We start from the raw sequence: 17,167 nt of genomic DNA on the forward strand, positions 1-17,167 counted from the left end.
TTTAAGACGTTTGAAAATAAAATTCAGATAAATATTCTTAGTCGGTAACGTTGTTTCGGTCGTCAGTTCGAGTAGATTTTGAAAAAATCGTATCGAGAACTTTAGTCTTATATTTTTAAATTCTTTTTTGCAAGATTTGGTAAATCTTCAAATCTGCCATCAATCAAAGCTTGCTTTTTAGCTTGAGACCATTTTTTGATTTTCTTTTCAAAGGAAATTGCGAGGTTGATATCTGTAAAATCACAATAATAAACTAATATTAATGGTCTTCTTGTATAGGTGTAAGACCCAAAATGCTTACCTTCTTGATGTTCTATAAGCCTTTGGTGGACGTCCGAGGTTACACCAATGTAGAAAGTGTTATCAGAACAAAGTAATATGTAGACATAAGAATTTTGCATAGAAATCTTTATTCCTTCTGAATTTCTTTAAGCAAATCCATTAATTCTTCATTAGGTTCTTGATTAGCGTTTTTCGACTTGAAATAATCGACGAAAAGAGGCTCTAAATCTTTTGTGATGTCAATTTCAGCGATTTCAGTCTTTTGATTTTCGATGTTTTTCACTTTTGGAATTAAATAAATTATACCGTCATGACTTTGAAAAATTCGTTTGCGATCTTCTGCTTTCAAAAAAGAATCAGATTCGATGGTCAATTCAATTAATGTATTGGGGTTTTGTGTCAACCAAGTGATTGTCTCATCAACATTATCGAAACTTTTTCTAACCAATTGCCGTCCAGATTTTAATTCAATTTTTTCAAAAGAAATGTTTTGGTTGGGTTTTGCATCAATAATGGAAACAAATTTGGTTTGGCCAGCCTCTGAAAAGCTATAACAAAGCGGTGAAGAACTGTAAACAACAGGTTTTTCTTCCGTTCCAATATTTCTAAAGCCGTGCAAATGTCCCAAGGCCGTATATTGAATTTGATTGGGAATTGAATCGGAATACACCATATCTGCATTTCCGATTTTGATTGGTTTTTCACCTTCAGGTTCTTCTAAAAGTGCAGTACCACGCTTATTCATATATAAATGCGTAGTCAAAATATTAACACCGTTTTCATCACAGAAGTCGTCGGTAATAGTTTTCCAATGTTCGGCTAAAGTTTCGTTCAAAGCTTTTTCTTTTTCTTCACCGAAATACTGTTTCAACCGAACTTCATTGGCGTAGGCCGTATGAATTAGTCGAATTGGATATGCGAACTGATTTAATTTTAATTCTAAAAATCCTTCTAGAGAATTTATAATTTTGAAATTTTCTACTTCAAATTCTTGAATTTTAGCTTGAGGATGTCCGATAAGAATAATGCCGCATTCGCGAGCCAAAGGATCTGGCGCATTAATCAAATTGGGAGAATCGTGATTTCCTGCAATGGCGATTACGGGACGTTTTCCGTTGTTTGACAGTCGTTTTAAAGTTTTATAAAAAAGTTCAACCGCCTCAACACTTGGATTGAAATTATCGAACAAATCGCCCGCAATAATTACCATGTTAACCTTGTGTTCATCAGCGATTTCGATGATTTCATTCATCACCGAAATTTGCTCCTCCAATCGTGAAAATCGGTCTAGGCGTTTTCCTAAATGCCAATCGGCAGTATGTAAAATTTTCATGATTCGCTATCTTGTTGTTGATTCTCCTTCTCAATAAAACTGGCTCTAATTTCTTTTAATCTAGCTTTTCGTTTTTCTTCGGATTCTTGAGTTTTCCTCTTCTTTTGGTCGATTTTTTTCTTGTGCGCTTTTCGGTTGGCATCCGTATTTCTGCTCATTTTTAAGCCTATTTAATGAAGCTAAGATAGTGAAGTTTAAAAGGAAAATAAAAAGGAAATCCGTAAAACTAAAGTTTTGTTTTTGTACTTCGTATGCCTTGAATAGTCTTTTAAATGTCAGATTTTCAATCTATTATATATGAAGTGATTTTTGTCACGTTAAAAAAATTTCGTCAAAAAATTTATTCTGCCTAAGTTTGTAGCATGATTGCGAATTGTTGTCATACTTATTAAGAAAGACGGAGGGATCTGACCCATTGATGTCTTAACAACCTGCCAAAATATGGTAAGGTGTTACATTCAGCCTTTGAAAAAAGGAAAAATAAGTTGAAATACGATATTTGTCGGGTATTTAGGATGCCTGTCTATAATAACTTCTTTCAGCTTTGGCTGGAAGAAGTTTTTTTTGCTCTAAACTTAAAAGTAAATTTTTAAAATATGAAATCTAAAATTAATTTTAATCGAGGAAAACAAGTCGTTGTTACGACAGCTGTTGTTTTCTTTTCAGGAGTTTATTCTATTCAAGCTCAAGAAGTTGCAAAACCCAAAGATACAACTTCTGCTAAGCATATTGAGGAAGTGGTGATTGTTGGCTCTAGAAGTGGAGGACGATCAAAAGCAGATAGTCCTGTTCCTGTCGATGTGTTTAACCTAAAAGGTTTGCAAGAGTCGTTGCCACAGACTAACATCAACCAAATTCTTAATTCGATTGCGCCGTCTTTTACATCGACTATTCAGACCAATGCTGATGGAACGGATCACTTGGATCCTGCGCAGTTACGCGGTTTGGGACCAGACCAAACTTTAGTTTTGATTAATGGAAAACGAAGACATACTTCCGCTTTAATCAATGTAAATGGGACGCCAGGAAGAGGAACTGTTGGGACAGACCTTAATGCAATTCCAGCTTTTGCGCTTAACAGAATCGAAGTTCTTCGCGATGGTGCATCAGCGCAATATGGATCGGACGCGATTGCAGGAGTGCTCAACTTGCAATTGAAACGTGATACTGGAAAATTGACTGGACAGTTTAATTATGGAGGTTATTTGACACCGACTGCTAACGATCACACGGGGAATTATGATGGACAACAATTTCAAGTGGACTTGAATTATGGCAACAAAATCGGCAGCAAAGGCGGTTTTTATAATTTAACTTGGTCTTCACAATTCCGTGAACCAACAAGAAGAGCAGGTACAGAAAGTGATCCTATCTACAATGCCTATAATGCTATCGAAAAAAGAGCTGCTGAAAATGGTGTGAACTTGGCGTCTTATTTTAGCAATATTGGACAATTGAAAGGTTCAGCTGGTGAACAAGATTTTGTGAATTTAATACATCAATATGCGCAAGATGTTAGCTATTTCGGTGGCGATTTGCAGTCGAAAATCCAGTCTGCTAATAGTATTTCTGCGTTGCAATCGGTTTTAAATCCGAGTTCTTTTACAAAAGATCAACTGAATTATTTTACCGATCAAGAGTTGGCATATCGCGGTTTAACAAGAAAAGATTTTAACATGCAAGTTGGACAGTCCAAACTTAATAGCCATCAAATATTTGCAAATGTTGAAGTACCAATAAGTGATGACTGGAAGGTCTACACTTTCGGTGGATATTCGACAAGAAATGGTTCTTCAGGAGGTTTTTTCAGACGTCCATCACAATCAAGAACTTTTACTGGATTGTATCTTGATGGTTACTTACCACAAATTAACACAAGCATCCAAGACGTGTCGTTCTCTGCCGGCGTCAGAGGGAAATTTGATGGTTGGAATATTGATCTTAGTAATACTTTCGGTCAAAATAGTTTTGATTATACCATTAAAAATACAAGCAATACCAGTTTGCGATTTGCGTCGCCGTCATCTTTTAAAGCTGGAGGTTTAGCATTTTTACAAAACACAGTTAATTTAGAATTTAATAAATCTTTTGATGTTTTCAAAGGTTTGAATCTTGCTTTTGGACTCGAGCAACGTCATGAAAATTTCAAAATAAATTCTGGTGAGGAGGCTTCTTACACGGCTTATGATGTTAACGGAAATCCTCAGACGCTGACTTCTGTTAATCCTACAGATTTCTTTGGAAATGCTTTGCCAGGCGGTTCTCAAGTTTTTGCTGGTTTTAGAAATGAAAATAAAACAGACAAAAGCAGAAACTCTTATGCAGCTTACGCTGACGCAGAATTTAATTTCACAGATTGGTTGTTAGTTGATGCTGCTTTGCGTTATGAGAATTATGCGGATTTTGGATCGACTTTTAACTATAAATTGGCGTCTAGAATAAAACTTACAGATCAGCTTAATTTCCGTTTTGCAGGATCGACAGGATTCCGTGCGCCGTCTATTCATCAGATTTATTACAACACAACTTCGACTTTGTTTGTCAATGGTGAGCTAAAAGAAGTTGGAACTTTTAGCAACGAATCTCAAATTGCAAAAGGTTTCGGGATTCCGAGTTTAAAACAGGAAACTTCAAAATCAGTGAGCGCAGGTTTTGCATACAAAATCCCGACACTTAATTTAAATATTACTGCGGACGCCTATTACATTAAAATTGATAACAGAATTGTATTGACAGATCAGTTCTCAAGACCGACGGACAAACAGATTGAAGCTAATCCGAACTTACAGGCTGTAAGAAATGAGTTGGACCGTGCAAGTGTAAATGCAGCTCAGTTTTTTGCAAATTCTATCGATACCGAAACCAAAGGTTTGGATGTTGTCGTGAGTCATAATTATAGAACAGGCGATTTCAAATTAAATAATGATTTCGCTATTAACCTTACCAAAACTCAGAAAGTTGGTGATATTCATGCTTCGGATTTGTTACGAAATGCAGGTTTAGAAAATGTTTATTTCTCTGAAAAATCTCGTATTTATTTGGAAGATTCTGTGCCAAAAGTTAAGGCGAGTCTTTCACATAATTTGTCTTGGAAAGATTTTAATTTTTACTTAAGAAATACCTATTACGGAAAAGTTTGGGGTGCCGATATTCTTGATGCCAACTTTGATGGAATTACACTTCCTAACGAACATCAACTAATTTCGGATAAGATAATCACCGATTTGTCGATTGGTTATAACATCAATAAGAATTTTAATTTGACAATTGGTGTGAATAATCTATTTGATATCTATCCAACCAAGAATTTGCCTTTCTCTTCTAATAACGATCAATTTGTCTATTCTCGTTCTACATCGCAGTTTGGACAGAATGGAAGATATGTGTTTAGTAAGTTAAGTGTGACGTTTTAATATTTTTCAAAAAGCCATCGAGAGTAATTTTCGATGGCTTTTTTATTGAATTCTAATTAAATAAGATTAAAATACTAAATTCGCTCAAAAAAAATGGAAACTTCTAAAGATCCACTTCACGGAAAACGCTTGGACACGATTCTGGAAGAACTTCTCGAATACTACAAAGGTTATGGCGAACTGGGAAAACAAATGAACATTCGCTGTTTTACTGGTGAAAATCCTAGTGTGTCATCTTCATTAAAATTTCTTCGCAAAACGCCTTGGGCACGCGCCAAAGTTGAGAGTTTGTATTTATATGTTTTGAGAAAGAAAAAGAAAAATTTGGAATAACTTAATCATCCATAAACTCTCCCGAAACATAATACCAACGACCTTTCACAGGTTGAAAGTACGAAAATTCATGATGAATTTGTGAATTACCATCTTGGTCGGTATAATAGGCTTTGAACTCGACTTGATTAAGCGCCGGAGTTTTTATGATTTCAAGTTTTGTCCAAGTATTTATTTCGCCCCATTCTTGCAATTCGGCTTTATCATGGAATTTTCTTTTGGAAGAAAGTGTCGTTTCCCAAAGATAATCTGCGTTCGGAATCGCAAATGCCGAAAATCGCGAACGCATCAAAGCTTCCGCTGTTGATGCAGTTTTATCACGTTTGTGGAAAGGTTGGCAACATTCTTCGTAGGTTTTTCCGGAGCAGCAAGGACAAGTCATTTTTTAATTATTAGTTATGAATTAAGAATTAAATCAATTTTAGATTAAAATAAATTCCATCGTTTTTTCGATATGGCTTTGTTCTGTAATTCCTTTTGCATAAAAAAGAATTCTCGCCCGAATTATATTTATTCAAATACGCTTGACTAATTTTTTCGTTTAAACGATCTAAATCTTTGGGAATTTCGGCTCTAATTTTAAAAACTTGGTTGCCGCATTTTATTTCGCCGTTCGAATCATTTAGAAAAGTGCTGTACCAACTTCTTTCGGCAAATCCCCAGGAACGTGCAAAAATTTTGTTATCAACGGTAACCATCCAAATTTCAAGAAAAGTTTCGCGTTCCTTTCGAGCTTTTATTCCGATAAGGTTGTGCGAATTGATGTAATTAATTGCTTCGTTTTGCATTGTTGAGTTTTATGAGGAATCGTCACTTCGAGTAGATTTTGAAAAAATCGTATCGAGAAGTTTTTAATGCAAAGACTTCTCGATACGCTACGCTACTCGAAGTGACGTGAGATTATAAGTTTACCCAAAAGCCCTTTTCAAAAGGCTTTCTACTTTTGGTTCGCTGCCACGGAAGTTTTTGTACAATTCCATTGGGTCTTTGGTTCCGCCGGATGACAATAGAACTTTGTATTTTGCGGCAGTTTCAGGATTGAAAATTCCAGTTTCTTTAAAGTAAGCAAAAGCATCTGCGTCCAAAACTTCTGCCCATTTATACGAATAATATCCCGCCGAATATCCGCCTTGGAAAATGTGCGAAAAAGTCGGACTCATCGCCGTTTCAGGATTTACTGGATATAAAGAGGTTTTCGAAGTTTGAGCGTCTTCAAAAGCTTTTATGTCATTTACATCTTTAGGATGCGTGTGATACGCCATATCTAATAATCCAAAACCTAATTGACGAAGCGTTTGGTAGCCTTCCATAAAGTTTTTGGATTGCTCGATTTTTTCAATTTTATCGTTGGGTAAAACTTCACCTGTTTTGTAATGTTTTGCAAATGTTTTTAGGAATTCTGGTTCGTAGCAGAAGTTTTCCAAAAACTGAGATGGTAATTCTACAAAATCCCATTTCACAGAAGTTCCTGAAAGGTTTGGATATTGCGTATTGGCTAACATTCCGTGAATTGCGTGTCCAAATTCGTGAAAAAGCGTCGTCACTTCTTGGAAAGTTAACAAACTTGGTGTGTCTTTCGTTGGTTTGCTGAAGTTACAAACAATAGAAATGTGTGGACGAGAATTCTCGCCATCTTTCGTGAATTGATTTTTATAACTCGTCATCCAAGCGCCGGCACGTTTTCCTTTTCTTGGGAAATAATCGGTGTATAGAATCGCTTTAAGCTGTCGGTTGTCGGTTGTTGGTTGTTGGTTGTCTGTCTGAGCGGAGTCGAAGACTTGATTCTCGGTTCTTGGTTCTTGAATCTCATAAACCTCGTAGGTTTGAACATCCGAATGGTATTTTTGAATCGTATTAACTTCTTTGAATTCCAATCCGAAAAGTTGATTTGCCAGTCCAAAAACCGCGTCCTGAACTTGATTTAAAGGGAAGTAAGGTTTTAATTCCTCATCATTGAAATCGTATTTTGCTTTACGCAACTTTTCAGCGTAAAAAGAATGATCATAACCTTGCATATCTTCGATTCCGTCGGCTTTTGCTAAAGCTTTTAGTTCTTCAATTTCTTTTTGGGCGTAAGGTTTTGCTTTTGTTAAAAGTTCATTTAAAAACTCAATAACTTTAATTGGAGATTTCGCCATTCGCTCTTCCAGAACGTAATCTGCGTAATTTTTATAACCTAAAAGTTCGGCTTTCTGCTGTTTTAATGAAATAATTTTTTTGATAAGATTTTGATTATCAAATTCGCCACCGTCAAAAGATTTTTTGCCATTTGCTAAAGCCAATTCTTTTCTCAATTCGCGATTATCAGCATAGGTCATGAACGGAACATAGCTTGGATACTGTAATGTCACAACATAGCCATCTAAATTTCTTTCTTTGGCTTCTTCAGCGTATTGTTCCAAAATTGCGTCTGGAATTCCAGCTAAATCTTCTTTGTTGGTGATGTGTTTGAAATACGCATTGGTTGCTGCAAGCGCATTTTGTCCGAATTGAAGTGACTTCACCGATAAATCCATATTGATTTGCTTCAATTTTTCTTTATCCGAATCGTTGAGTAAAGCGCCGCTTCTCACAAAACCTTTGTAGGTTTCATCTAAAAGCATTTGTTGCTCTTCATTGAGATTGTATTTTGATTTCTCATCGTAAACTTTTTTAATTCTATTGAAAAGTGCTTCGTTTTGTGAAATTTTAGACGAATATTCTGTTAAAAGTGGCGAAACTTCTTGTGCAATTTGCTGAAGTTCATCGCTGGTTTCGGCAGAATTTAGGTTGAAGAAGATATTAGAAACGACATCTAATTTCTCACCTGAATAAGCCAAAGCTTCGATTGTATTTTTGAAAGTTGGCTCTTCTGAATTGTTGACAATTGCATCAATTTCTTTCTCTGATTCTGAAATTAACTCTTTAAATGCGGGAAGATAATCTTCGTTTTTAATGTTTTCAAAAGGTGGCGTATGATAAGGTGTGTTGAAATTTTGGGTAAGTATGTTCATATTTTGCTGTATTAATGATGTACAAAGTACAATGTATTTACTTAAGTTTTGAGTTTAATGTTTCAAGTTTTAAATCTGAAATCTTAAATCTTGGTTCTTATATCTCTTTCTCAAAGATAAAGCCAAATCTTGAAATTGTGACAAAATTGCGTCCCGGATGGAACGGCATGTTGGAGCTCTCCCAAAAAGAGGGTTTAGGATTGGCTTGGGAAGCGACTAGTGACAGCCGGAAAAGACGCCATGAAAATTATCAGTTCCCTAAATTGTAACGTAAAAGAATGCTAAATTTGATTAAAATATCAAGAATGTCGCATCATTTACTTTTAGTATTCCATTTATTAGGCGCATGCATTTGGGTGGGTGGCCATTTGATTTTGTCCATCGGAATTTTACCCGAAGTTTTGAAGAAAAAAGAGCCTGAAATTCTACTCAATTTTGAACGGAAATATGAGAAAATAGGAATTCCAGCTTTACTTGTTATGGTGATTACGGGCGTTTGGATGTCGTATCAATTCGGGATTAAATGGGATGATTGGTTTCATTTTGAAAATCCTTTGGAAACGGCGATTTCCATAAAATTAGGTTTTCTTCTCGTAACTATTTTGTTTGCGTTGAGTGCTAACTTGCTAGTATTACCCAAACTTTCTGCGAAAACACTTCCATTGATGGCTTTTCATGTGATTTCGGTTACGTTATTGGGTGTTGGTTTTTTGTTGGTTGGGAGTTTTATTCGGTATGGTGGAATTTCTTTTTAATAAATAAAATGTCACTAATTTTTGAAGAGTACTTTTTTAAATATGATTATTTGAAAAATATTATATTTATCTAAATATTAAGTTGATGCAGAAGATTGGATATGAAAAAAGTGAATTAAGGCGTTTTGTGATGCAACTTTTGTCTGACAAAATTAAAAAGCTAGAAAACTTCATAGATTTTACCATAGAAGCAAGTCGCGATATCAAAAAAACGCCAAAGTATGATAGCATTCGTGAGGAAGCTCAAGAAGAGATTTATCAATTGCAAAAGCAATTAGCGGGTTTTTATGATATGCAAGAATCAATGGCGAAAGTTGTCAATTCTGATTTCGAAAAAGTGAGACTTGGCGCTTTGGTGATCACGAATAAAGCTCGTTTTTATATTTCGATATCGTTGGGCGAATTTTTCTATGATGGTGACCGATTTTATGCCATTTCGGAGGAGAGTCCTTTAGCGCAAAAAATGTTAGGTTTGACTGTTGGTAGCGAGTTTACACTTAATAAAATCCATCAAAAAATAGTAGAGATTATTTAATTAAATGAAGACTATTCTAGAAACGTCTCGCTTTTTTCTTCGTGAATTAAATATAAATGATGCTGAATCTTTTTATGCTTTAAATGTTAATCCAAACGTTCTCAAATATACTGGTGATAAAGCTTTTGATCATGTTGATGACGCACGAGATTTTCTACAAAACTACAGAGAATACTAAAAATATGGTTTTGGAAGATGGGCAATTATTTCTAAATCTAATCAAGAATTTGTAGGTTGGTGCGGACTGAAATTTCATCCAGAAACTGATGAAGTTGATCTAGGATTCAGGATTTTTGAAAAATTTTGGAATCAAGGTATCGCCACCGAAACTGCTAAAGCTTGTCTAGATTATGGATTTTCTGTTTTAAAACTTCAAGATATTATAGGTCGTGCGATGTCAGAAAATAGGGCATCGATTTACGTTTTAGAAAAATGTGGAATGCACTTTTCGAAGAATATTTTATTAGATGGGCAAAAAGCTGTTCAGTATTTTATTTCTAAAACTTAATTCTAGAATCCATAAATCTATTCGTATTTTTACCACATGGAAAATGCAAAGATTTTAAAACATATTATCGAGGAAAGACGTAGTGTTTTTCCCAAAGATTATACCGATACGCCAATCCCAGAACATATTTTGGAAGAAGTTCTTAATGCTTCGGTTTTGGCACCTAATCATAAAAAGACAAAACCTTGGCGCTTCAAAGTTTTTAGAAATGAAGACAAACAACAACTTGGTGAAGAATTGCAATCTATTTATAAAACGATAACGCCACCGCAAACTTTCCTTGAAAAGAAATATCAAGATATTGGTTTCAAAATCAGTAAAGCGAATATTGTAATCTCAATAGTTTGCGAGTTCAGTGGACTTGTTCCCGATTGGGAAGAGATTGCTGCAACAGCGATGGCAGTCCAAAATATGTATTTAACCTGTACAGTTAATAGAGTTGGTTGTTATTGGAGTTCGCCAGCTTTGGTTAATCATCTTAAAGATTCTTTAAAAATTGAGGAAAACCAAAAATGTTTGGGGCTTTTCTATATGGGAAGTTTGGCTTAATTTTTATTTTTAAAATTGTTTTGATATTTAATTTCTAAATTAAAAGAAATTACTATCTTTGCACACTATTAAAATTTAACCGGGACGTGATCCCAAAAATTAAAACAATATGTCAGTAAAAATTAGATTACAAAGACACGGTAAAAAAGGGAAACCTTTCTTCCACATCGTGGTTGCAGATTCAAGAGCTAAAAGAGATGGTAAATTCATCGAAAAAATCGGAATCTACAACCCAGTTACTAACCCTGCAACTATCGAACTAAATGTTGATGCTGCTGTTAAGTGGTTAAACAACGGTGCTCAGCCTACTGACACTGCAAGAGCTATCCTTTCTTACAAAGGTGCTATGTACAAAAAACACTTACAAGGTGGTGTTGCTAAAGGTGCTTTTGACGAAGCTGAAGCTGAGAAGAGATTCGCTGCTTGGGTTGATGCAAAAGAAGCTAAAGTACAAGGTAAAGTTGATGGTTTAGCGGCTGCTAAAGCTGATGCTAAAAAAGCTGCTTTGGAAGCTGAGGTTAAAGTAAACGAAGCTAGAGTAGCTGCTGCTGCACAAGCTGAGGCTGATGCTAAAGCTGCTGAAGAAGCTGCTAACGCTCCTGCTGAAGAAACTACAGAGGCTCCTGCTGAAGGAGAAGCTGCTGCTGAAGAAAATACTGAAGCGTAAGAATCCTCAATTATGCGTAAAGAAGACTGTTATTTATTAGGAAGAATTACGCGTAAGCACGGATTGGCTGGTCACGTGATCCTAAAATTGGACACCGATCAACCTGAACTTTACAATAAATTGGAATCAATATTCGTTGAAATCAACGGATTATTGGTTCCTTTTTTTATTGAAAAAACATCGTGGAGCAAGTCCGATGCGCTCAACATTTTACTTAAAAATATTACCGAAACTGTGGCTGACCAAGTTCTTGGGAAAGATGTTTATCTTCCTCTTTCTACTTTGCCACCACTTTCGGGCAAGCAATTCTATTATCACGAGATTGTCGGTTTCGAAATCCATGAAGAAGATGGAAAAACTTGTGGCATCATTCAGTCTGTTAATGACCAGACAGCACAACATTATTTTATTTTAAGATTAGCGGACAAAGATGTTGTTATCCCAATTATTAAAGATTGGATTTTGGAAGTTAATCGCGACGAAAAGTTCATCAAAATGCAATTGCCAGATGGCTTGATGGATGTTTTCTTAGGAGAGCACAAAAAAGACGAATAACTATTTTTTTGGTAAGAAATAAACTTCGTACTTACCAACTTTTTCCTTTTTATTTATCATGACCAAATAAGTTCCCAAATCAGTATCGATGAGGTGACTAATGCCTGTTTTGGTGTAATCTATCTTGGTTTCAGTCTTTGTCCCGTTGAGGTTGACGTTGTAATATTTCATGTAGACTGGTGCGTAACCAAAGCTCGCAACATAATGATTTCCTTGGCTGAACCAAGCATTTCCAGTAACAATACTATCTTTAGCGGTTTTAAATTCAGTTTTCAAAATGCTAACCACTTCATAATAATGATCTCGTAACATATCCTCATTTGGGATACGCTTCATTTTAAGTTTTAGTTCTTTTAAAAGATTTCGTTGATCAGGCTGAAAGAAAATCATCTCTTAATAGAAAAGGCTCGTTTGTATTGAAGTTACAAAAATAATTGAAAGTTCCCCACGAGAAATTATCTAGATCTATTGAAGAATTATTAGGATCGCTAACCAAAGTCATATCTTGGATTTGTGAATACATCTTATTCTGAAGGGCTTTTCGTTCTTCATGTATTTTGTTAAATATCTCCGAATCCCTTTCTTGTTCACCAATATGCCTTTGTTTTTCATATTTTCCAGCGATAACATCAAGGTCAAAAAGTGGAATTTCTTTTTTGATTTTATAATCTAGATATTGGTACATAAATCTGTTTGCGTACAGATTATTTTTACTGTCAAGAAAAGCCAAATTCTGATTGTCAAAATTTGTTTTCAGGCTGTCTTTTTGTAGAATTTTATCGTTTTTAAGAATGAGCAGTTTCCAATCTTGACGATCCCTTTGAAGATAATCTGGCCAGTAAAAAGATACAAATAGTCGCCACGTGATAAAAATTTGATGCTATTTCATTCTGTAGCAGTCCATTCTGCAACTTTTGTTAGTTTGATACTATTGTTTTTAAAACTCGGAAAGTGCGTAATGTCAGGATGTTTATCTTCTTCGATGGCCGATTTTGGAGAATAACAAGAACGTAATGGCAATCAAAAAAAGTAAAAGAAGATAGTTTTTAATAATTGTATTTCTAAAAACTAATATAAGATTCTGAAATTTTATTTAAACAAGTTCGTCTTTCAAAGCGTTAATCTTTCTTTTCATTTTATTAAAAAACAATGCACGATCGCGGTTTCCAGCATTATTCAAGGATTTTGAATTTTTGATTTGGTGTTCAAAATAACTTTTGGCATCGTCAGAAGTCACTTTGTCGTTGGTCATAATGTAACCAAACATACTAAAGGGAACAAAGTAAGCGTTCTCCGTTTCGTTGGTGAATAATATGCTGTTGTTAAGAATCACAATTTCGTTGATGTAGATTTCAAAATTTTGGTCGTCCGCAATTTTTGATTCTAAACGATCGAATAATGTCTCTAAATCTTCTAAAATTAATTGTCCTTCTTTTGACGAAATCATTCCAATTTCAAAATAGAATTTTATCTGCTGAAGAATACTCGAAATACTGCTTTCGTTCCAGATTTCAGTAACTTCCTGTTGTTCATAAAGTTCTTCTAAAGCTTTGTTACTTTCAGAATAATATTTAAAATCAAAATCTTTAAACTTGGTCAAAAACTTATCTTGGTTAAGAAGATTCATCCAAACATAAAACTTGAATTTCGACAATAAGGAATCCGAAATCGTATAAAAAAACGGAATGTCCTTAGCCGAATAATAAACTTTAGCGTGCTGATTTTTGTTTTTAAAACTTGATAAAATCTTTAAAGAATTATCAAAATAATTAAGCAAATCCTCCGATGACTTGACAGTTTGTATGCGCTGAACAACCAATTGATTGGTCGTTCCGACAAATTAGTCTAAAGAAATTTGATAATATCTTGCCAATTCTACCGCTTCTTCCAAACTGAATTTTGACTTCAACGAACTTCTTCGGTGTGCAGCATTGTAACTGATATTAAGGATATTTGCGAGCTCGTTGTTAAGGGATTTGTCACCGATTTTTTTTCGGATTTCTCGAAGTAAAGCTTCCTGATACATTTTTTTGTGATTTTCACAAATTTAATAAAAAACTTAAATGTTTTGCGCATAGACAATCTTCTATTCTGCCTCTAATTTTGAAATAGAATTTTAGAAATCAGAATTATTAAAACCTATTTTTTTATACAAATCACAATGTTTACAAGCTTGACCGTTTTTGGTCAAGAAGAAACACGTTCTCAAGGTGGCGCTTCAAAGATAATTACGTTCACACCATTGTCGTCTAATATTAGCGATGTTAACGGAATTGGGGTCGGAATTGGTCTCGATGGTGATTTTAATCCGAAATCAAAGGGTTTTCAAACCATCCACGGATTTAATCTCGATGTTAATCCACTTGGTTTTTTGATTTTTTGTTTTTACGATTCATTAAAAGCTCAAAATACGATGACAAAAGCACAAATTAATGGATAAAGTCTTTCACTGGCTGGTAATCTTAGGGAGGTAAGTAATACTGGATTTGGCATCTCGATGTACAATTACGGTATGGATATAAATGGTGCTTTCGTGAGCTTTTTTAGTAGTGATGTTGAAGAATTAAATGGACTTGGTGTTTCTATTTTCGGAAATCACGCAAGCAGCGGAAGAGGACTTTTTGTTGGCGGTTATAATTCGGCTGATGATTTCAAAGGGATGCAAATTGGTGTGTACAACCATATGCAGACAGGTTTCGGAATCCAAATTGGCATGGTTAATATTTCGAAATCAACTTCGGCTTTACAATTAGGTTTCTGGAACCGAAACGGAGAACGTACGATGCCATTTATAAATTTTTAAAACAAGAACGATGAAAAATATACCTTATTTATTGATTGTGTTTTGATTTTTGTGCGCACCAATTATTTTAGTTTTAGCATTTTATTTAAAGATAGAAGCGCAAATTCCTATTTTGATTTTAATGTATCTAGGATTGTTTTCAGATATATTTGACGGTATTATTGCGAGAAAAGCAGGTGTTGCTTCGGAGAAATTAAGAGGATTGGACAGTCAGACCGATTTGGTGTTTTGTTTATCCATAGGTGTTGGCACATATTTACTTTTGCCAGAATTAATTCAACAAAACAAAGTTCCGATTATTTTAATCTTTATTATGGAAGCTTTGTGTTACATCATAAGTTTTGCAAAATTCGGTAAGGAAACCTGTACACACGCTTTTCTATCCAAAATGTGGGGACTGAGTTTGCTACTTGCTTTTACCAGTTTGTTAGGTTTTAAGTATGCTGGTTGGGCTTTCACGACAGGCGTTGTTTTAGGACTGATCTCGCATTTGGATGTGATTTTGATTGTTCTTATACTTCCAAAATGGCAGCATGACATCCCAGGTTGCTATCATGCATGGCGAATTCGTCAAGGGAAATCTATTAAAAAGAATATTTACTTTAATAGTTAATAGGCTAAAACTGTTTAAATTTCATAACTTTGCAGACATTAATTTTTGATAATGAAAAAGCAAACAATTAAAGATCTTTTAACAGATTACAAGAAAGTTTTACATCACGACATTACAGTTTACGGTTGGGTTAGAGCATTCCGTTCTAATCGTTTTATAGCACTTAACGACGGATCAACGATCAATAATTTGCAAGTGGTCGTAGACTTCGAAAATTTTGATGAAAACATTATCAAAAATATCAACACAGCGGCCTCTCTTAAGGTAACAGGTGAAGTTGTAGAAAGTCAAGGTGCTGGTCAAACGGTAGAATTAGTCGCGAAAAAAATTACAATTCTTGGTGATAACTTTACCGAAGAATTGCAATCGACGATTCTGCAGCCTAAAAAACATAGTTTAGAAAAATTGCGTGAGCAAGCACATCTTAGATTCAGAACCAATCTTTTTGGAGCGGTTTTCAGAGTGAGAAGTGCGGTGAGTTTTGCGATTCACCAATATTTTAATCAAAATCAATTCTTCTACATCAACACGCCAGTTATTACAGGTGCCGATGCAGAAGGCGCTGGCGAAATGTTTGGTGTTACTAATTTTGATCTAAATAACATTCCGCGTAACGAAGAAGGAGAAATCGATTACACACAAGACTTCTTCGGTAGAAAAACCAACTTAACGGTTTCTGGCCAGTTGGAAGGCGAAACTGCAGCAATGGGATTGGGGCGTATTTATACATTTGGACCGACCTTCCGAGCAGAAAATTCTAACACGACGCGTCACTTGGCTGAGTTCTGGATGATCGAGCCAGAAGTTGCTTTCAACAATTTGGAGGACAATATCGACTTGGCTGAGGATTTCCTAAAATATGTGATCAACTATTGTTTAGAAAATTGCAAAGACGATTTAGAATTTTTGGATAAGCGCTTTGAGGAAGAGCAAAAAACAAAACCAGAAAAAGAAAGAGCAAAAGAAGGTCTTATCGAAAAGCTTCAAAACGTTGTTGCTAAACGTTTCAAGAGAGTATCTTATACAGAAGCAATCGATATTTTATTAAATTCTAAAGAGAATAAAAAAGGAAAATTCGCATATCCAATCGAAGCTTGGGGCGCAGATCTACAATCGGAGCACGAGCGTTTCTTAGTAGAAAAGCATTTCGAAAGCCCAGTTGTGTTGTTCGATTATCCGAAAGATATCAAGGCCTTCTATATGAAGCTGAATGAGGATAACAAAACCGTTGCTGCGATGGACGTACTGTTCCCAGGGATTGGCGAAATTATCGGTGGATCGGAGAGAGAAGCGCGTCTAGATGTTCTTAAACAAAAGATGGAAGAAATGCATGTTGATGAGCACGAGCTTTGGTGGTATTTAGATACGCGTAAGTTCGGGTCTGTGCCACATGCAGGATTTGGTTTAGGACTAGAAAGATTGGTGCTTTTCGTGACAGGTATGACCAATATCCGTGACGTAATTCCTTTCCCAAGAACACCCAAAAGTGCTGAATTTTAATTCAGTTTTTAAAATACAAAAACCCGCCTTTCAAAATTTCTTGAAAGGCGGTTTTGTTTTTTTAAGAGCAATTGATTGCATCGAAAAGTTTTTATAGTTTTTTTTGGAAGCTTTTTGACTACGTCCATTGCTTTAGGAGCAATTGATTTCATCGAAAAGCCTTTATAGTTTTTTTTGAAGCTTTTTCCCGCTCTCGGCTATATCTTTAGGCTTGTCGCTCGGACGGCTCCGCTTGCGCTCCGCCGCCTCACTCCAAGCCTAAAGGATGTCGCCTCCATGGTAAGTTTGCATTAGGATAATTAAGGAAGTAAATTAGTTGATAATATTA

Annotated in this window: 22 protein-coding genes, 1 pseudogene and 1 riboswitch; of the genes and pseudogenes, 13 read left to right on the plus strand and 10 right to left on the minus strand. The window is 35.3% G+C overall.

Going from position 1 to position 17,167, the window contains the following annotated elements; genetic code table 11:
* Positions 1 to 107: 107 nt before the first annotated feature.
* Genes RT037_RS05990 through RT037_RS06000 form a run of 3 tightly spaced genes read right to left on the minus strand, consistent with a single transcriptional unit; the run spans position 108 to position 1,773 of the window.
* Positions 108 to 401 carry a GIY-YIG nuclease family protein gene (locus tag RT037_RS05990; RefSeq protein WP_312322425.1) on the minus strand — a complete coding sequence of 98 codons (294 nt, stop codon included), beginning with the start codon at positions 399 to 401 and terminating at the stop codon, positions 108 to 110.
* An 8-nt stretch (positions 402 to 409) separates the two neighbouring features.
* The gene (locus RT037_RS05995) at positions 410 to 1,615 is read right to left on the minus strand and encodes an exonuclease subunit SbcD (RefSeq protein ID WP_313028847.1); all 1,206 of its coding nucleotides are present in this window, start codon (positions 1,613 to 1,615) and stop codon (positions 410 to 412) included.
* Complete coding sequence (locus RT037_RS06000) at positions 1,612 to 1,773, minus strand: hypothetical protein (protein ID WP_312323828.1); 162 nt, start codon at positions 1,771 to 1,773, stop codon at positions 1,612 to 1,614. Before RT037_RS06000 ends, RT037_RS05995 begins: the two co-directional genes overlap by 4 nt.
* Before the next feature lie 224 nt (positions 1,774 to 1,997).
* Positions 1,998 to 2,102: riboswitch (SAM riboswitch) on the plus strand.
* Positions 2,103 to 2,211: 109 nt separating this feature from the next.
* Here RT037_RS06000 and RT037_RS06005 point away from each other — a divergent pair.
* A complete protein-coding gene (locus tag RT037_RS06005; RefSeq protein ID WP_313028854.1) occupies positions 2,212 to 5,028 on the plus strand; it encodes a TonB-dependent receptor plug domain-containing protein in 2,817 nt (938 codons plus the stop codon).
* A gap of 93 nt (positions 5,029 to 5,121) precedes the next feature.
* Positions 5,122 to 5,361 (plus strand): VF530 family protein, encoded by a 240-nt coding sequence (locus RT037_RS06010; RefSeq protein ID WP_313028857.1) that lies wholly within the window; start codon positions 5,122 to 5,124, stop codon positions 5,359 to 5,361.
* A gap of 1 nt (position 5,362) precedes the next feature.
* On the opposite strand, the gene RT037_RS06015 is transcribed toward RT037_RS06010, so the two are convergent.
* The 3 genes from RT037_RS06015 to RT037_RS06025 form a co-directional block, all read right to left on the minus strand.
* Entirely contained in the window at positions 5,363 to 5,743 is a 381-nt protein-coding gene (locus RT037_RS06015; RefSeq protein WP_313028860.1) for a YchJ family protein, read from the minus strand.
* A 28-nt stretch (positions 5,744 to 5,771) separates the two neighbouring features.
* Positions 5,772 to 6,149, minus strand: a complete 378-nt coding sequence (locus tag RT037_RS06020; RefSeq protein ID WP_313028864.1) for a DUF2255 family protein — start codon at positions 6,147 to 6,149, stop codon at positions 5,772 to 5,774.
* A 120-nt stretch (positions 6,150 to 6,269) separates the two neighbouring features.
* Complete coding sequence (locus RT037_RS06025) at positions 6,270 to 8,354, minus strand: M3 family metallopeptidase (protein ID WP_313028867.1); 2,085 nt, start codon at positions 8,352 to 8,354, stop codon at positions 6,270 to 6,272.
* 305 nt (positions 8,355 to 8,659) lie between these two features.
* Here RT037_RS06025 and RT037_RS06030 point away from each other — a divergent pair, with 305 nt between their 5' ends.
* The 7 genes and pseudogenes from RT037_RS06030 (at position 8,660) to rimM (ending at position 11,923) form a co-directional block, all read left to right on the plus strand.
* A complete protein-coding gene (locus RT037_RS06030; RefSeq protein WP_313028871.1) occupies positions 8,660 to 9,109 on the plus strand; it encodes a copper resistance protein CopD in 450 nt (149 codons plus the stop codon).
* Positions 9,110 to 9,194: 85 nt separating this feature from the next.
* The gene (locus RT037_RS06035; protein WP_313028875.1) at positions 9,195 to 9,644 is read left to right on the plus strand and encodes a hypothetical protein; all 450 of its coding nucleotides are present in this window, start codon (positions 9,195 to 9,197) and stop codon (positions 9,642 to 9,644) included.
* Between the two features lie 4 nt (positions 9,645 to 9,648).
* Complete coding sequence (locus tag RT037_RS06040; RefSeq protein WP_313028883.1) at positions 9,649 to 9,822, plus strand: hypothetical protein; 174 nt, start codon at positions 9,649 to 9,651, stop codon at positions 9,820 to 9,822.
* A gap of 18 nt (positions 9,823 to 9,840) precedes the next feature.
* Positions 9,841 to 10,152, plus strand: a pseudogene (locus RT037_RS06045) (GNAT family N-acetyltransferase); the annotation flags it as partial.
* Between the two features lie 36 nt (positions 10,153 to 10,188).
* Positions 10,189 to 10,701, plus strand: a complete 513-nt coding sequence (locus tag RT037_RS06050; protein ID WP_313028888.1) for a nitroreductase — start codon at positions 10,189 to 10,191, stop codon at positions 10,699 to 10,701.
* A 109-nt stretch (positions 10,702 to 10,810) separates the two neighbouring features.
* Complete coding sequence (locus tag RT037_RS06055) at positions 10,811 to 11,368, plus strand: 30S ribosomal protein S16 (RefSeq protein WP_313028891.1); 558 nt, start codon at positions 10,811 to 10,813, stop codon at positions 11,366 to 11,368.
* Between the two features lie 12 nt (positions 11,369 to 11,380).
* On the plus strand, positions 11,381 to 11,923 hold the full coding sequence (gene rimM / locus RT037_RS06060) for a ribosome maturation factor RimM (RefSeq protein WP_313028895.1): 543 nt from the start codon (positions 11,381 to 11,383) through the stop codon (positions 11,921 to 11,923).
* Here rimM and RT037_RS06065 read toward each other — a convergent pair whose 3' ends face one another.
* The 4 genes from RT037_RS06065 to RT037_RS06080 all read right to left on the minus strand — a co-directional run bounded on the left by RT037_RS06065 (position 11,924) and on the right by RT037_RS06080 (position 13,949).
* Complete coding sequence (locus RT037_RS06065; protein WP_313028898.1) at positions 11,924 to 12,313, minus strand: hypothetical protein; 390 nt, start codon at positions 12,311 to 12,313, stop codon at positions 11,924 to 11,926.
* A complete protein-coding gene (locus RT037_RS06070; RefSeq protein WP_313028901.1) occupies positions 12,294 to 12,608 on the minus strand; it encodes a hypothetical protein in 315 nt (104 codons plus the stop codon). Before RT037_RS06070 ends, RT037_RS06065 begins: the two co-directional genes overlap by 20 nt.
* A gap of 408 nt (positions 12,609 to 13,016) precedes the next feature.
* The gene (locus tag RT037_RS06075) at positions 13,017 to 13,550 is read right to left on the minus strand and encodes a hypothetical protein (protein WP_313028906.1); all 534 of its coding nucleotides are present in this window, start codon (positions 13,548 to 13,550) and stop codon (positions 13,017 to 13,019) included.
* 213 nt (positions 13,551 to 13,763) lie between these two features.
* A complete protein-coding gene (locus RT037_RS06080; RefSeq protein WP_313028910.1) occupies positions 13,764 to 13,949 on the minus strand; it encodes a helix-turn-helix domain-containing protein in 186 nt (61 codons plus the stop codon).
* A gap of 135 nt (positions 13,950 to 14,084) precedes the next feature.
* On the opposite strand from RT037_RS06080, the gene RT037_RS06085 reads away from it, so the two are divergent.
* The 4 genes from RT037_RS06085 (at position 14,085) to asnS (ending at position 16,839) form a co-directional block, all read left to right on the plus strand.
* Positions 14,085 to 14,363 (plus strand): hypothetical protein, encoded by a 279-nt coding sequence (locus tag RT037_RS06085; RefSeq protein WP_313028914.1) that lies wholly within the window; start codon positions 14,085 to 14,087, stop codon positions 14,361 to 14,363.
* Between the two features lie 72 nt (positions 14,364 to 14,435).
* Positions 14,436 to 14,726 (plus strand): LA_2272 family surface repeat-containing protein, encoded by a 291-nt coding sequence (locus RT037_RS06090; protein WP_313028918.1) that lies wholly within the window; start codon positions 14,436 to 14,438, stop codon positions 14,724 to 14,726.
* Between the two features lie 49 nt (positions 14,727 to 14,775).
* On the plus strand, positions 14,776 to 15,339 hold the full coding sequence (locus RT037_RS06095) for a CDP-alcohol phosphatidyltransferase family protein (protein WP_313028921.1): 564 nt from the start codon (positions 14,776 to 14,778) through the stop codon (positions 15,337 to 15,339).
* Between the two features lie 51 nt (positions 15,340 to 15,390).
* Positions 15,391 to 16,839 (plus strand): asparagine--tRNA ligase, encoded by a 1,449-nt coding sequence (gene asnS / locus RT037_RS06100; RefSeq protein WP_313028926.1) that lies wholly within the window; start codon positions 15,391 to 15,393, stop codon positions 16,837 to 16,839.
* Positions 16,840 to 17,167 lie beyond the last annotated feature (328 nt).

The organism is Soonwooa sp. (assembly GCF_032062245.1).
Classification (GTDB): domain Bacteria; phylum Bacteroidota; class Bacteroidia; order Flavobacteriales; family Weeksellaceae; genus Soonwooa.

Coding starts and splice junctions, on each gene's coding strand:
- RT037_RS05990 (WP_312322425.1), bottom strand. CDS start 401: ATGCAAAATTCTTATGTCTACATATTACTTTGTTCTGATAACACTTTC.
- RT037_RS05995 (WP_313028847.1), bottom strand. CDS start 1,615: ATGAAAATTTTACATACTGCCGATTGGCATTTAGGAAAACGCCTAGAC.
- RT037_RS06000 (WP_312323828.1), bottom strand. CDS start 1,773: ATGAGCAGAAATACGGATGCCAACCGAAAAGCGCACAAGAAAAAAATC.
- RT037_RS06005 (WP_313028854.1), top strand. CDS start 2,212: ATGAAATCTAAAATTAATTTTAATCGAGGAAAACAAGTCGTTGTTACG.
- RT037_RS06010 (WP_313028857.1), top strand. CDS start 5,122: ATGGAAACTTCTAAAGATCCACTTCACGGAAAACGCTTGGACACGATT.
- RT037_RS06015 (WP_313028860.1), bottom strand. CDS start 5,743: ATGACTTGTCCTTGCTGCTCCGGAAAAACCTACGAAGAATGTTGCCAA.
- RT037_RS06020 (WP_313028864.1), bottom strand. CDS start 6,149: ATGCAAAACGAAGCAATTAATTACATCAATTCGCACAACCTTATCGGA.
- RT037_RS06025 (WP_313028867.1), bottom strand. CDS start 8,354: ATGAACATACTTACCCAAAATTTCAACACACCTTATCATACGCCACCT.
- RT037_RS06030 (WP_313028871.1), top strand. CDS start 8,660: ATGTCGCATCATTTACTTTTAGTATTCCATTTATTAGGCGCATGCATT.
- RT037_RS06035 (WP_313028875.1), top strand. CDS start 9,195: ATGCAGAAGATTGGATATGAAAAAAGTGAATTAAGGCGTTTTGTGATG.
- RT037_RS06040 (WP_313028883.1), top strand. CDS start 9,649: ATGAAGACTATTCTAGAAACGTCTCGCTTTTTTCTTCGTGAATTAAAT.
- RT037_RS06050 (WP_313028888.1), top strand. CDS start 10,189: ATGGAAAATGCAAAGATTTTAAAACATATTATCGAGGAAAGACGTAGT.
- RT037_RS06055 (WP_313028891.1), top strand. CDS start 10,811: ATGTCAGTAAAAATTAGATTACAAAGACACGGTAAAAAAGGGAAACCT.
- rimM (WP_313028895.1), top strand. CDS start 11,381: ATGCGTAAAGAAGACTGTTATTTATTAGGAAGAATTACGCGTAAGCAC.
- RT037_RS06065 (WP_313028898.1), bottom strand. CDS start 12,313: ATGATTTTCTTTCAGCCTGATCAACGAAATCTTTTAAAAGAACTAAAA.
- RT037_RS06070 (WP_313028901.1), bottom strand. CDS start 12,608: ATGTACCAATATCTAGATTATAAAATCAAAAAAGAAATTCCACTTTTT.
- RT037_RS06075 (WP_313028906.1), bottom strand. CDS start 13,550: ATGAATCTTCTTAACCAAGATAAGTTTTTGACCAAGTTTAAAGATTTT.
- RT037_RS06080 (WP_313028910.1), bottom strand. CDS start 13,949: ATGTATCAGGAAGCTTTACTTCGAGAAATCCGAAAAAAAATCGGTGAC.
- RT037_RS06085 (WP_313028914.1), top strand. CDS start 14,085: ATGTTTACAAGCTTGACCGTTTTTGGTCAAGAAGAAACACGTTCTCAA.
- RT037_RS06090 (WP_313028918.1), top strand. CDS start 14,436: ATGGATATAAATGGTGCTTTCGTGAGCTTTTTTAGTAGTGATGTTGAA.
- asnS (WP_313028926.1), top strand. CDS start 15,391: ATGAAAAAGCAAACAATTAAAGATCTTTTAACAGATTACAAGAAAGTT.